General features: G+C 60.2%; 17 protein-coding genes. 10 read left to right on the top strand and 7 right to left on the bottom strand.

The window, feature by feature from the left end; genetic code table 11:
* Window positions 1–65: 65 nt before the first annotated feature.
* Together thrS and EKK30_RS09275 are read left to right on the top strand one after the other, a co-directional pair.
* Complete coding sequence (gene thrS, locus EKK30_RS09270; RefSeq protein WP_290983625.1) at window positions 66–2,030, top strand: threonine--tRNA ligase; 1,965 nt, start codon at window positions 66–68, stop codon at window positions 2,028–2,030.
* A gap of 117 nt (window positions 2,031–2,147) precedes the next feature.
* On the top strand, window positions 2,148–2,396 hold the full coding sequence (locus tag EKK30_RS09275; protein ID WP_290983627.1) for a hypothetical protein: 249 nt from the start codon (window positions 2,148–2,150) through the stop codon (window positions 2,394–2,396).
* A 75-nt stretch (window positions 2,397–2,471) separates the two neighbouring features.
* On the opposite strand, the gene EKK30_RS09280 is transcribed toward EKK30_RS09275, so the two are convergent.
* The 3 genes from EKK30_RS09280 to EKK30_RS09290 all read right to left on the bottom strand — a co-directional run bounded on the left by EKK30_RS09280 (window position 2,472) and on the right by EKK30_RS09290 (window position 5,571).
* Entirely contained in the window at window positions 2,472–3,272 is an 801-nt protein-coding gene (locus tag EKK30_RS09280; protein ID WP_290983629.1) for a GTP-binding protein HSR1, read from the bottom strand.
* Between the two features lie 77 nt (window positions 3,273–3,349).
* Complete coding sequence (locus EKK30_RS09285; RefSeq protein ID WP_290983635.1) at window positions 3,350–4,219, bottom strand: lipid A biosynthesis acyltransferase; 870 nt, start codon at window positions 4,217–4,219, stop codon at window positions 3,350–3,352.
* Between the two features lie 137 nt (window positions 4,220–4,356).
* Complete coding sequence (locus EKK30_RS09290) at window positions 4,357–5,571, bottom strand: FAD-dependent monooxygenase (RefSeq protein WP_290983668.1); 1,215 nt, start codon at window positions 5,569–5,571, stop codon at window positions 4,357–4,359.
* A gap of 242 nt (window positions 5,572–5,813) precedes the next feature.
* On the opposite strand from EKK30_RS09290, the gene EKK30_RS09295 reads away from it, so the two are divergent.
* The 8 genes from EKK30_RS09295 (at window position 5,814) to EKK30_RS09330 (ending at window position 10,572) form a co-directional block, all read left to right on the top strand.
* Complete coding sequence (locus EKK30_RS09295) at window positions 5,814–7,178, top strand: porin (RefSeq protein ID WP_290983671.1); 1,365 nt, start codon at window positions 5,814–5,816, stop codon at window positions 7,176–7,178.
* Between the two features lie 254 nt (window positions 7,179–7,432).
* Window positions 7,433–7,792 (top strand): hypothetical protein, encoded by a 360-nt coding sequence (locus tag EKK30_RS09300; protein WP_290983674.1) that lies wholly within the window; start codon window positions 7,433–7,435, stop codon window positions 7,790–7,792.
* Between the two features lie 95 nt (window positions 7,793–7,887).
* Window positions 7,888–8,217, top strand: a complete 330-nt coding sequence (locus tag EKK30_RS09305; protein ID WP_290983677.1) for a septum formation initiator family protein — start codon at window positions 7,888–7,890, stop codon at window positions 8,215–8,217.
* Window positions 8,218–8,339: 122 nt separating this feature from the next.
* Window positions 8,340–8,669, top strand: coding sequence for a DUF5076 domain-containing protein (locus tag EKK30_RS09310; protein WP_290983680.1), 330 nt, complete (start codon window positions 8,340–8,342; stop codon window positions 8,667–8,669).
* A gap of 179 nt (window positions 8,670–8,848) precedes the next feature.
* Window positions 8,849–9,223, top strand: coding sequence for a hypothetical protein (locus EKK30_RS09315; protein ID WP_290983683.1), 375 nt, complete (start codon window positions 8,849–8,851; stop codon window positions 9,221–9,223).
* A gap of 187 nt (window positions 9,224–9,410) precedes the next feature.
* Window positions 9,411–9,698: a hypothetical protein gene (locus EKK30_RS09320; RefSeq protein WP_290983686.1), complete on the top strand. Its 288-nt coding sequence runs from the start codon at window positions 9,411–9,413 to the stop codon at window positions 9,696–9,698.
* Between the two features lie 63 nt (window positions 9,699–9,761).
* The gene (locus tag EKK30_RS09325) at window positions 9,762–10,016 is read left to right on the top strand and encodes a GlsB/YeaQ/YmgE family stress response membrane protein (RefSeq protein WP_290983689.1); all 255 of its coding nucleotides are present in this window, start codon (window positions 9,762–9,764) and stop codon (window positions 10,014–10,016) included.
* An 82-nt stretch (window positions 10,017–10,098) separates the two neighbouring features.
* Window positions 10,099–10,572 (top strand): type II toxin-antitoxin system RatA family toxin, encoded by a 474-nt coding sequence (locus EKK30_RS09330; protein ID WP_290983692.1) that lies wholly within the window; start codon window positions 10,099–10,101, stop codon window positions 10,570–10,572.
* A 12-nt stretch (window positions 10,573–10,584) separates the two neighbouring features.
* Here the strand turns inward: EKK30_RS09330 and EKK30_RS09335 are convergent, their stop codons facing one another.
* The 4 genes from EKK30_RS09335 to EKK30_RS09350 form a co-directional block, all read right to left on the bottom strand.
* Entirely contained in the window at window positions 10,585–11,433 is an 849-nt protein-coding gene (locus EKK30_RS09335) for a pentapeptide repeat-containing protein (RefSeq protein WP_290983695.1), read from the bottom strand.
* Complete coding sequence (locus EKK30_RS09340; protein WP_290983698.1) at window positions 11,430–11,921, bottom strand: CinA family protein; 492 nt, start codon at window positions 11,919–11,921, stop codon at window positions 11,430–11,432. The genes EKK30_RS09335 and EKK30_RS09340 overlap by 4 nt, the downstream gene beginning before the upstream one ends.
* A gap of 99 nt (window positions 11,922–12,020) precedes the next feature.
* Window positions 12,021–12,506 (bottom strand): MarR family winged helix-turn-helix transcriptional regulator, encoded by a 486-nt coding sequence (locus tag EKK30_RS09345; protein WP_290983701.1) that lies wholly within the window; start codon window positions 12,504–12,506, stop codon window positions 12,021–12,023.
* Between the two features lie 159 nt (window positions 12,507–12,665).
* Window positions 12,666–13,280: cation transporter (locus EKK30_RS09350; protein ID WP_290983704.1), on the bottom strand; the 615-nt coding region annotated here is incomplete at its 5' end.

Raw genomic sequence — 13,280 nt, forward strand, 5'->3', positions numbered from 1 at the left:
CATTACGCCGGTCGAAATCGTCTTACGCCGCGTCCGTTTGCGGCGAGTGAGCAAAGGAGGCCACGATGACTGACGTCACCATTACGTTCCCCGACGGCAAACAGCGCCAGGTGCAAGCGGGAACCACGGGCCTCGAAATCGCAAAGTCGATATCGCCATCTCTGGCCAAGCGCACGGTCGCCATGCAGCTCAACGGCGCGCTGGCGGACCTTGCCGATCCGATCAATCAGGACGCTTCGATCAATTTCGTCTCGCGGACAGATCCGGCAGCCTTGGAGCTTATCCGGCACGATGCCGCGCACGTCCTTGCCGAAGCGGTGCAGTCGATCTGGCCAGGCACGCAGGTGACCATCGGTCCGGTCATTGACAACGGCTTCTATTACGACTTCGCCAAGCAGCAGCCCTTCGAGCCGGAAGACATTCCGAAGATCGAAAAGCGCATGGGCGAGATCATCGCCAAGAACGCGCCTTTCACCAAGGAAGTCTGGTCGCGCAACAAGGCGAAGGAGTTCTTCAAAGACAAGGGCGAATACTTCAAGGTCGAGCTTGTCGACGCGATCCCCGAGGATCAGGACCTCAAGATCTACAAGCAGGGCGAATGGCTCGATCTCTGCCGCGGCCCGCACATGACGTCGACGGGACAAGTTGGCAAGGCGTTCAAGCTGATGAAGTTCGCGGGCGCCTACTGGCGCGGCGATTCAACGAAACCGCAGCTTCAGCGCATCTACGGGACCGCATTTGCGACCGAGGATAAGCTGAAGGCTTACCTGCATCAGCTTGAGGAAGCCGAGAAGCGCGATCACCGCAAACTCGGCCGCGAGATGGATCTCTTCCATTTCCAGGAAGAAGCGCCTGGCTCTGTGTTCTGGCATCCGAAGGGTTGGACTTTGTTCCAGACCTTGATCGCGTACATGCGCCGTCAACAGGCGCGCGCCGGCTACACCGAGGTCAACACCCCGGACATGATGGAGAAGCACTTCTGGGAGCTTTCGGGCCACTGGGAGAACTACGGTGAGAACATGTTCACGACCGTCCTGCCGGACGAGCGGGTGTTCTGCTGCAAGCCGATGAACTGCCCAGGCCACGTACAGATCTACAAGAACGGCCTGAAGAGCTATCGCGATCTGCCGCTGCGCATTGCCGAATTCGGCAAGGTGCATCGCTACGAGCCATCGGGCGCGCTGCACGGCATGCTGCGCGTGCGCCACTTCACGCAGGACGACGCCCACATCTTCCTGACTGAGCATCAGATCATGGAGGAATGTCTCAAGATCAACGATCTGCTGCTTTCGATTTATAAGGACTTCGGCTTCGAGAACATCGTCATCAAGCTATCGCTGCGGCCGGAGAAGCGCGTCGGCTCTGATGAGCTTTGGGATAAGGCGGAGAAGGCGCTGAGTGATGTGCTCGACGAAGTGAAGCGCCGCTCGAACGATCAGATCAAGACTGAGATTCAGCCTGGTGAGGGCGCATTCTACGGGCCCAAGCTCGAGTACGTGCTGCGCGACGCCATCGGCCGCGACTGGCAGTGCGGCACCACGCAGGTCGACTTCAATCTCGCAGGCCGTCTCGGCGCGTTCTACATCGACGAGAAGTCGGAGAAAAAGACTCCGGTAATGATCCACCGCGCGATCTTCGGCTCGCTCGAACGCTTCACCGGCATCCTCATCGAGAACTTCGCAGGCCATTTTCCGCTGTGGCTCGCGCCGCTGCAGATCGTCGTCGCGCCGATCGTTTCCGACGCCAACGATTATGCCGTCCACGTTGCCGAGAAGGCGAGGGCGCTGGGCCTGCGCGTCGAAACGGACCTTCGCAACGAAAAGATCAACCTCAAAGTCCGCGAGCATTCGCTGACGAAGGTGCCGGTGATCCTCGTGGTCGGAAAGCGCGAGGCCGAAGAGAAGAAGGTCTCGGTCCGCCGCCTCGGCTCTCAGGACCAGACTGTGCTTGGTCTCGATGAGGCGTTAACGGCGCTTGCCAACGAAGCGGTGCCTCCAGATCTGCGGTGGGCTGCCGCAGAAAGAGCTTAGCCCGAAGCAGGTCACGCGTTCGTGTCTCTGCTCAGCAGTCTCTACTTTGATACCGTGAAACCTTCCGCTTGCGCTCTGCGTTGCACGTGAGGAGTTGCAACCAACGGAGTTTCCCAAATGGCTTCACCATCCGCCTCCCAGTATGGGTCTGGCACAGTCGAAGACCTCAAGAGTAAGGCCAAGCAGACGTACGATGAAGCCTCGGATCGCGCTCAAGAGATCGCGGGCCAGGCTAGCCGTCAGGCCGGCGAGGTCGCCAGCACCGTGAAGAGCGCAATCGACCGTTCGGTCAAAGATCAACCCGTAACGACGCTTTTGATGGCAGCCGCCGTCGGTTTCGTCGTCGGCGCGCTCTGGAAATCCTAAGAACGATATAAGAGACGAGATTTAACTTCCCGCCGGTTGTCGATCGACAGCCGGCGGTTTTTGATTTGGGTGGGCCTATCCCTTCGCCTTACGTGCCGCGGAACTCTTGCGCAACTCGCCGCTATAGAGATCAATCGCCGCTTCACCCACCTCGTGAATGTAAGCGCGCACCAAGCGTCCCGAGATGCTTCCCTTCAACCACTGGAAAAGAGAACTCGAAAGGCGCTCGCGCATTTCGTAAGTCACTGCGGTTGCCGGATTGAGGAGCCGAGCAACACGCCAAACGGACCAAGCCCGTCCGGCCACATCGTAGATGCCGCGCCAACGATACACCTGCGCAAATTGCGCGACCGTCAGCCGATTGCCAAGCGGAATGGTCCCCTCGAACACGGGCCGCAGTCGACCGCTGACCTGTTCAACGAGCGTCAGCGCTTCCGGCACCGTGAAATGCAGCATCGGGTCCTTGTCAGAAGGATGGTAGACCTTGGCGACGAGCTCGACGGTCTCGAGCCCGGTGTTGAGGAGATCATTCCACGTCGCGATGGTGCGCGAATTGGAGTTCTTCGCAAATACCTCGACCGCTGACGTCGCCGCGGACCGCATGGAGTCGCCTTCGACACCGGCGTCCGGCATCACGCCCGGCGGAAGCACCTCCTGCGATGGCGTTTCGGCCGTGGCGATCTTCCCGGGTTTTCCAAGTGTCCTGCGCTCGAATGCGAACGCGACCGCGGTGCATATCAGAGTAGCAACGGCCCAATAAATGAGATAGCCGTGCTGCCAGAGCCAGAGGCTTCCGAGGGGGATGAGCGCCACTGTCGGAAGCAATAGCCCCATCAGAACGATAGCCAGGCGTAACGGGCTCAGGGCGTCGCTCATTCCGCGCTCCATCGTGGTTCAACCCAACAAAACGCTTCGGGGCTTCGCACGGTTCCGAGCGTTCTAACCCGCCGATTCTACTTCCAGCGCCGGTTCGACCACATCCATTGCTCGGGCAACTCGCGAACCCACTCCTCGAACTGCCGGGTCATTTCTGCAATCGCCCACTTGACGTCCTCGCCGTGATTTTTTGTGCGAGGCAGGCGAAGTTCTTTGAGCTCAATTTCGAAGCGGCTGTCGGTGCCCACCCGCATGCAACGCGACATCCATATCCGCGCACCGACGCGTCGCGCGATCATCACCGGAATTGCGACGGTGCGCGCATCCTTGCCAAAGAAGGGGACGGGAAGGCCCGTGCGGTCGTAGAGATCACAAACGACGCCGAGGCGGCCGCCTGTTCGCACGTAATCCATGATGACGCGCGCGGTCTTCTGACTTTCATCATGATCGCCTTCGACCCGGCCACGTCCGAACAGTCCGCCCGGATAAAGATCGCGGCGCGTATAGCGAATGTAACTGTCGATATAGGGGTTGTTCACGGACCGGTAGACGCAAGCCGGGTTGGCTCCCGCGATCGTCAACGGCCAGATCGCAAGCTCCCAATTTCCCATGTGCAGGGATGCACCGACGATCGGCCCGAGCTTGCTTGCGTACCGGTTGAAGACTTCAGGGTTCTTGATCACAAGGCGGGACGGCTCGGCGATAATCTGATCGATCCGCATAGTCTCTGCCATTACGCGCCCCAGGTTCTCCCAGTGTGCGAGCGCGATGGCTTCACGCTCTTTTTCCGTTTTTTCCGGAAAGGCGATCTGCAAGTTTTCCAGGGCGCGCTGATGGCGCTTCGGATTGATGATGGGTGCCAGTCTACGCCAGCACCACGCGGAGAGGTGCGTAGCGGCGTCCAAAGGCACGGCGCGAACGATGCCGACGATGATGCGCAGGAGCACGTATTCCAGTCTGAACTGTAGATCGCGCAGCCGGGAATTTTCAGTAGAAGACAGCGACCGGACTCCTTGTTCGTGAACGGATCGTGCAGGGAGATGCTCCGCCCGTCATGCTCCCGTCAAGCCTGTACAACGGGTTTTCAGCCGGCGCGAAAGTCCGATACGTCCGAATGCATCAGCCGCGGGTTCGATGCAAACGGCGTGATGCCCTCGCGCATCACTCTTGCCCTGAGAGAGGGACTGGAGGCGAGCGCAAACAGGCCAAGACCGCGGGCGAGGCTCACGCCCGGAATGTTGCTCAAGAGCGAGCGATTGAGCACGTCGACGGCAAACACGCGCGTGCCGATGTCGGCGCGGCGAGCCTTATCGTAGCGGCTGAGGGTCGCTTCGCCTCCAATATCGCTGCCGCTTTCCCTGGCTTCGCCGATGATGTCTGCGATCGTAGCCGCGTCTCGAAACGAGAGGTTGAGGCCCTGCGCTCCGATGGGGGGAATAACGTGGGCTGCCTCGCCGGCGACGATCACCCGGTTTCGCGCCAGGCACTTTGCGGTCTGGCCGGACAACCGGAAAGACTGGCGAGGCGACATCTCGGACAGCCTGCCGAGGAGTCCCCGAAGGCGTTGTTCGAGCTCGTAAATGAACGTGGCATCATCAAACTCTTGCAACCGCGCCACCTCGTCGGGCGTGTCGATCCAGACTAGGTTGGACGTCAGACCCGGCCCTGGGACGACGGTGAGCGGCCCGACATGGCGGTGCAACTCCGTCGAGATGCCCCGATGATCGCGCGTGTGCGCGAAGCTGGCGACGAGCGCCGACTGGGGGTAGTCCCACTGTGCCACCTCAATGCCGGCGGCTGAACGTGTGCTTGATGCGCGACCATCGGCAGCCACGACCAGCCGAGCGAACACTTCCGTTCCCGCACTCGTTGCGAGATCAACCTGATCCGGCTCGATACTTATGGTTGCGACGGCGGCATGGAGGCGGGTGAGGCTCGACTCCGCTGCGTCCTCCAATACCTCAGTTAGGATCAAGTTTGGAATATTGAAGCCGAAGGCTTCCAAGCCCGCGTCTCGCGCCTCGAACAGGACCTCCGGCGCTCGGAGGAAGCTTGTGCCGGCATCTACAATTCGAATGCCGCGCAACGGCGCCGATTGAGGCTCGATACGCTCCCAATTCGCGAGCTTCTTCAACAATTCGATCGAGCCGCCGAACAATGCGGACGTGCGTCGGTCCTTGATGGAGGGCGGTGGCCCGATGACCACCGTACGGAGGCCGGACTTCGCCGCTGCCAATCCCGCGGCAAGCCCGGCGGGACCAGCTCCTGCGACAGCAATGTCAAAAATGTCTTTTGTCATCGAGCCTTAGACCTCGAAACTGTTGTTATTGAAACACAGAAACTATCCAAAGGGCAGATGTTGCGGACATGCAACGCGTTTGGCGGCCAACTGTCACGCATCTGTTAAATTGGCATGGTTAGCAGTTGATCAAGTTGTCCACATGGCTTCGACGCCGTCTGGGCATAAGGCGACAACGCCCGGCACGCTAGGGGATTACGTGCCGTTCGTGATCTGGGGTCTGTAAAAACAGAGGGGCACCGATGAAATCGGTATTATCACTATCGAGCAGCCGCTGGGCGCTGCTGGCGGCTTTCGGTCTGGCCGCTGCGAGCTACACGCCTGCTGCCGCTGCTGATCTGGGCGGGGACTGCTGCGCTGATCTCGAAGAGCGCGTTGCTGAACTCGAAGCGACCACCGCTCGCAAGGGCAACCGCAAGGTTTCGCTCACCGTTTCCGGCTGGGTGAATGAACAAGTCATGTGGTGGAACGACGGCACCGAGAGCAACGCCTACGTCGGCACGAACTCGCTCGAACAGTCGCGCGTTCGCTTCGTCGGTGAGGCTCAGATCGCTCCTGGCTACTCCGCCGGTTACACCCTCGAACTCGGTCTCCAGGGTGCGCCTCTGAACCAGTTCACCCAGAGCCAGCCCGACGGCAGCAACTCCAACACCGTCACCGTCCGTAAGAGCAACTGGTGGTTGAAGAGCAAGGATTTGGGCAAGGTCACGGTCGGCCTCGAAGGCACGGCTATGTACCACGTGCTCGACGATGCTGACGCTGCCAACACCCGCAACTTCTACGATGCGGAAGCTGATGGCGTTTATCAGGGTGCTTTCCAGCTCCGCGGTGCTGGCATCAAGTCCAGCCTAACGTGGTCGAACCTCCTGGCTGGTCCCAACAACAATACGCCGGGACAGGATGGCCGCCGCAATATCGTCCGTTACGACTCGCCGACGATCGCTGGCTTCACCTTCACGGCATCTTGGGGCGAAGATGACAACTGGGGCATGTCGCTGACCTACGCCAACACTTGGGGCGACTTCAAACTTCTCGGCAAAGCTGGCTATGGCCAGAATGCCGATGAGAACACGGCTACCTGCCACAACAACGGTAGCTCATTCTCTAGTCCTCCGGGCAGCACCACAAAGCATCAGGATTGCGAACTTTTCGGCGCTGCTGCGACTGTGATGCACGTTCCGACAGGCATCTACGTTTACGGTGGCTACGGCCAGACTCACGACAACGCTATCGAAAACGCTCCTCTTTCGACGGGCGCGCCTGTTGGCGATGTCGCTGGTCTTGATGCCGATCACTCGATGTACTTCATCCAGGGTGGCATCGAGCAGAAGTGGCTTCCGATTGGTAAGACCACGATCTACGGTCAATATCGCCACGACGATGCCGGATCTAATCCGACATCGAACAACACTGGCGCCAACGACTTCATTCGCAATGCCAAGCTGAACTTCTGGACGGTTGGCGTAGTGCAGAACGTTGAGCCGGCTGCGATGGATCTCTACGTGATGTATCGTCAGGGTGACGGCGACGTGACCTTCAACACGACCGGCACGAAGGACATCGACACCTTCCAGGCCGTCATCGCCGGTGGTTTGATTAAATTCTGATCGCTCTCTCCCGTTTGCGAGCAGATGTTTGGGGTCGCCTTCGGGCGGCCCCTTTTTGTTCTTTTCGTGAATGTCTAGATAACAAGGGGATTTTGGCTCGCCGGCGTGTCGCGAAAGCGATATGGCGACCTTACAACAGCGCTCCCGAGAAACGTGGCGGACGCAAACAACCCTGGGATATTGCCATTGAGTTTCTGCTATCTAACTCGCAACATCGAGTTATGTGCGTGCTTTCAAAGCATGGCGGGGTATTCGTGAGACGGCTAAGCTTGGTGCTCATCGCGCTGGCGGCATTGATTGCCGTAAGCCAAGGCACCACTGTTATCGCCATGGAAGAGCAGCGGGGCGCGATACCCGGCGGCGTAGCTGTGCCCGACGCGCCTAAAGCTCAGGAACAGGAAGAAGCCGCTCCTTCAAAAACCGACACAGGAACCGAGATCCGCATTCCCGGCCTCGGAAAAATCGGCACTTTGCCGAAGATGGATTTCGGCCTCGACCTGCTTTATGGCGCGGCTGAGGATAACAATAAAGTTGCGCCCGGGTTTGCCAGTCCGCAGGACCTCGAGGACCAGCGTGATCTGACGATCCATGGCTCCGTGAAGCACCGCTTCTAGTCCTTCGGGGTCTCAGAGCGCACTGACGGTTTACCCCGCTTTAAGTCCCCCAGCCCCTATATGCCGCTTGAGCTTCTCTTTCGGAGACGAAGCGCGTGCGGTACGCGACCCCCCCTGATCGTCGACGTGGAGCCTGGTGGCTGCTCAAGCAGCTCTCGGTCACGATCGCCTGCATCGGGCTCACGGCCTACTTTAGCTATCACATTCGGTACGGACGTCACGGGATCGATGCCCGCAATAGCCTCCAGGAGCGCTCCGCTCTGCTCGATTTCGAGATCAAAGGGCTGGAGACCGTGCGCACCAAACTTCGCCATGACGTGGCACTACTCTCGCCGGAAATTCCAAACGCCGACATCGTCGAAGAAACTGCTCGCGATGTGTTGGGTTACGTCCGTGCCGACGACAAAATCATTGTCGCCCGATAAAGACCGTAGTTGACTGTCAGCTTTCTAAGATCGCGAGGTCAGGTGCCATCGCAGGTGAGCCGCACATTGATTGTACGGCAGTATCCATTGCTGAGGCAGCTGAGTGAAGGAGTACGCCGGCAATGTCTGATCATTACGATTCCGAGCCGCTCCTCGAACTCGACGTCCCGGATGGCGTGCCGGAAGCCGAACAGGCCGTCGAATTGATTCGCGCCTGGGTAGCGGATGGATCTTTGGCCGTGACGCTTAATAGCGAAGCCTTCGGTCCGCAGCTCGAAGAGTGGGGGCGCGTTCTGGCTCAGATCGGCCACCACATAGCCCGCGCGGCCGCGCTCAGTGGCGAGCTCGGCGAGGAGAAATCAATCCAGGCGCTCCGCATGGGTTTCGATTCTTCGTTTCCCAGCAGCGAACTTCGAAGCTACGGCAAGGTGAACAAGCGCGTTACGCACTAGCGACTCCCTCGCTGTTGCGAGTTCGCACCATTTGACCCGATGTCCACACATACCGCCGGTTGGTCCGCTATCCGCCGGGGATGACTGGGCTGCCGCCGCTTGCGCCCCCTGACTCCAGCCCGCTAAGCACGATGTTCGTGCGCGTTGAGTTGCGAGCGTGCAACTCGTGGGGGTGGGCCATGACATTAGGTTCTCTAGGCAAAGCAAGTTTGGCCGTCGTGGCGGCGGCCCTGGTAGGTGGATGCGCGAATTCGGGCTTCGATCTTTCGACCTCGTCGATCGCGCCGCAGGCGGCTGCGAAGCCGGATCCGATTTGCGCGTCACTGACGAGCCAGATCAACGCCTTGAAGTCTGACGGCACGATCGAGAAACTCGAGCAGGCGTCGGAAGGCAAGACCAGCAAAGTCTCGATCAAGCGCACGGCGCTCCAGAAGCAGGCTGAACTGAACAAGGCCTACGCGCAGTTCCAGACACGCTGCGGGCCAGCGCCGACAACGCAGGCGGCAGCTCAAGCGCCGGCGGCCACGCAAGCTCCCGCTACGACACCGAACTGATCGGGCAAGGAGTGGGCTTCGGCCCTCGGCTTGTGATCGCCGAGGGCGGATTTCAAAACTGTGAGTGCTGTTGCGCTGCCACAGGAACGCCACGGGGGATTGCGAAGCCGTTCAGCATATGGTCTCTCCGCCAGTCGGATGAGATAAAACGCGTTGGCGTAGCTATGTTTTCAAGCAAGTGAGACAAATGATGCGGGGTTGTCGAGCGGTTGTTTTAGTAGCTGCCTTTTCGGGCGCGCTGCAGGGGTGCGGCGGTGCAGCAGGCGGCAGCGGCGATCCTGGTGCTCGTCCGCTCCCACCCGGCCAGTCGTGCGGCTCCATCCGGAGCGAACTCAACCGCCTCGACTCCAAGGGCGTGCCCGCGCAGGTGGAGCGCGCGAGCAATGGCGGCAAACTGAATGCCACCCAGCGCGCCGACGTTGACAAGTATAACGACCTTCTCAATCAGTACCTTGGCGCCCGCTGCCACGTGTGAGCCGGTTTTTCCGGGCTACGCACGGTGCTGGGGCACTGGACTAAGCTCGCCTTGGAGTACGCAATGGACAGTCAGACCCGCGATCTCATCGTTTTTGCTTTGATTGGCATCGTCGCTGGTTTTCTCGCCTCTCTGGTCGTCGGTGGAGACGGCTTGATCCGCTATCTGATTACAGGCGTCATCGGTGCGTTCGTTGGAGGCTACCTGTTCAAAGTCCTCGGCATCAACCTCGGTATCGGAAACCAGCTCGTCACCGAAGTCATCACGGCGGCTGTCGGCGCCATTATCGTCGTAATCCTGGCGCGCTTGATCGCCTAAGTGTCCCAACCGGCGATGCCCTGTGAAGTGCGCCAGGATGCGGATTTCGCCATGTGCAGGGCTATGGCATAAGTCGCGCGCCATGCCGTCTTTCTCCACCCAGCGCCACGTCCGATTTACCGCCGAGCAGATGTTCTCGCTCGTCGCCGACGTCCAGAAGTATCCGGAGTTCCTGCCACTCTGCACTGGTCTCGTCGTCCTGACGCGCCGTCCGCAAGGCGAGGGCGAGGATCTGACCGCACGGATGAGCGTCGGATACAAGTCAATCGCGGAAAGCTTCACGACTCGGGTCGTCACCAATCCCGCGGAACGCCGGATCGACGTCAACTATCTCGATGGGCCGTTCAAGCGCCTGAACAACCGCTGGCAATTCAAGGACGATCCGACCGGCGCGGTTGTCGACTTCTACATCGATTACGAATTTCGATCGCGATTGCTGGGCGTTCTGATGGGATCGATGTTCGACCAGGCATTCCGGCGCTTCACACAGGCGTTCGAAGAACGCGCGGCGAAGGTCTATGGCGCGCCGTCGGCAAAGGTCGCTCCAACGACCTGAGGCGTCCCGGCCTCAGCGAACGATCTTGTCGAAGTTCTTGGTGAGCGACAGCCCCTTTAGCGTCTCAAGCCCCTTTGCATTGCGCAAATGCGCGCCGGTCAAATTCGCGCCGGTCACGTCGGCGTCCGTCAGATCGGCTCCCGTGAGATCAGCACCGCTCAGATCGGCCCCGCTGAGGTCGGCACCGGATAGATCCGCCTCTCGCAGCATCGTGGCCTGCATGATCGCGCCCTTCATGACCGCGAAGCTCAGCTGGGCGCGCCCCATGTCGGCGCGGGTCAGGTTTGTGCCGGACAGGTTCGCGCCGGAGAACGTTGTCCGCCAGATGTGTTCGATGAAGCCCGTGCGGTTGTTGGGTGCGCAGACGGAGTCGGTAAGATCGGCTCCCGAAAAGTCTGCACCGGTAAAGTCGCCGAAGAATTTGACGCGCTTCAGGGAAGCCCCTTTGAGGCTCGGTGCTTCATTGGCCATCGGCGATAGCGTTGATGTCGTCGATGGCCGCATCATCGAAGCATCATCGAGCATCGCACCGTCAAGCTTCGCACTGATCAGCGTTACCCTGTCGAGACTTGCGCCCTTGAGATCGGCTCCGGACAGGTCGGCGCCGGTAAGATCGGTACCGAATAAATTCGTCTTCCGAAGATCGGCCTTCTTGAAGTCGAGCCCGGCAAGATCTAGGCGCGCGAGGTCCCGATTGGCGAGCGAGGGATGACTTCCAGGGGCGGCGCGAAAGAGAAGCGTGGAGACGTCTCGCGCGCTGAGATCCGCGCCTTGAGCCGACGTGAGAGAAATCGCGCAAGCTATGACTGTGGTGAGCGAAATCCTCGTGATCGTGCCAGGCAACCGAGGGCTTCGGGTCATTTCACCGCCTCTTCGAGCAACCTCAATGCCGCCCTGAGGCTGGCCAATCGTACTTCTTGGCGGCCGGCATCGCCGAATGTGTGCCGTTCGACCCGCGGTGCATCAAATACCGAGGCGACTGCGATGTAAACCAGCCCAACCGGCTTATGGGAACTTCCTCCCCCGGGGCCTGCGATGCCGGTGACCGAGATGGCGAGGTCGGCGCCGGTGGTGCGGACCGCGCCATCAGCCATGGCGTGAGCGACGGCCTCGCTGACCGCGCCATGGTTATCGATGAGCGTGCGCTCGACGCCGATCATTTGCGCCTTGGCGTCGTTCGAATAGGTAACGAAGCCGCCGTAGAAGACGTCAGAGGCCCCGGGGATTTCCGTGAGTGCAGCTGCGATCAGCCCGCCGGTGCAGCTTTCCGCGGTCGCTAGCGTCCGCCGCTTAACCTTCAGGCTGTCGATGAGCCGCTTCGCATCGTCCAGAACATCGGCCGGGAACAATCGTCACCTCGTATCGTGCCATGAAAAATGGGGCGCTCCGATCAGAGCGCCCCGAGAAGGCTAGCTAGAGAGAGGTGAATGTGCAAACGGCCTTGCTGATCAGGCCGCTGCCAGAACTTCGGCATGGGAAAGGAGGCTGTCGAGGACAGAGCGGCTATCCGTCCCCATAGCGCCAACCGTGCGATGCTGCGCATCCTGCCAGATCGGATAGGCATCCTTCAAAACGGCTTGACCTTTGGGCGTGAGGTGCAGGCCGCGTCCCCGCCGACCGGCGGGAGGATCCATGATGATATGGCCAAGAGCCAACAGGCGCTTCAAGTTGCGCGACAGGGTGGATTTCTCGATGTCGAGTTCGTGTCCGATCTCGACAGCGGTGATGCCATCACGAGACGCGAGCTGGGCAAGCAGCGTGTATTGGCTTGCGGTGATGCCAAGTGGGCGCAAGGCATCATCGTAGACCCTCGTGACAATACGCGAGAGCTGACGCACACGGGTCGCCAAACACATCTCGGCTTGGGCCTCGGCAATAGTGCTGATGGCCGCGTCGACGGACTGGCGATCTAGATTTTGGGGCATGATGTTCATGTCGGCTCCCGTATGAGCACTCTCAAGTGGATCGTGGCAATACAACCACTTACCGATTTGATGCCGCGATTCTGCCAGGAGGGTCAATGGAGAAAGGCGTTGCAAAGCAGCATCTCGTCCTGTCGAGATCGCGCCACGGCAGCTGCAACTTACCCTATATCAAGAACGGGCGGTGGCGTGCTCTTCGCGCGCGGCTTCATAGACTTCCTTCGCAGCCCCCGCGTTGAGGAGGGCAATTCCGAGCCCGACGATCAGGTCGGGCCAGTGCGAGTGCATGGTGGCGGTCAGCAGACCCGCGATCACGATCGCCACGTTCGCCGCCACGTCATTGCGGGCCGAAAGAAAGGCCGCCCGGGTTAAGCTGCCGCCGGCGCGCCGGAAGGGCGCGAGCAGCCATGCGCAAACGAAGTTCACGACGAATGCACCCGCACCGGTGATCGTGATCGGTAGCGCTTCCGGAACGAGACCATTCGAAAAATTCTGCCAAGCCGTCCAAAGCGTGGCCAATCCGGGCACCAGGATAATGACGGCGAGCACCATGCCTAGTTTTGCTCGGCCGGCGGCCGTGAAGCCCAGACCAGCAAGGATCAGGAGGTTGATGGCGCCGTCCTCCAGGAAGTCGACGCTATCGGCAAACAACGCGACCGAGCCGATGGCGAGGGCAACGGCGAATTCGATCCCGAAGTAGGTGAGGTTCAGGAGGGCGACGTTTCTGACTGTGAAGCGTAGCGTCGTGTTGTTCGCGACATCCGAGCCGCCTTCATCCTCCGCTTC

This window comes from Hyphomicrobium sp. (genome assembly GCF_003987855.1).
Taxonomy (GTDB): domain Bacteria; phylum Pseudomonadota; class Alphaproteobacteria; order Rhizobiales; family Hyphomicrobiaceae; genus Hyphomicrobium_B.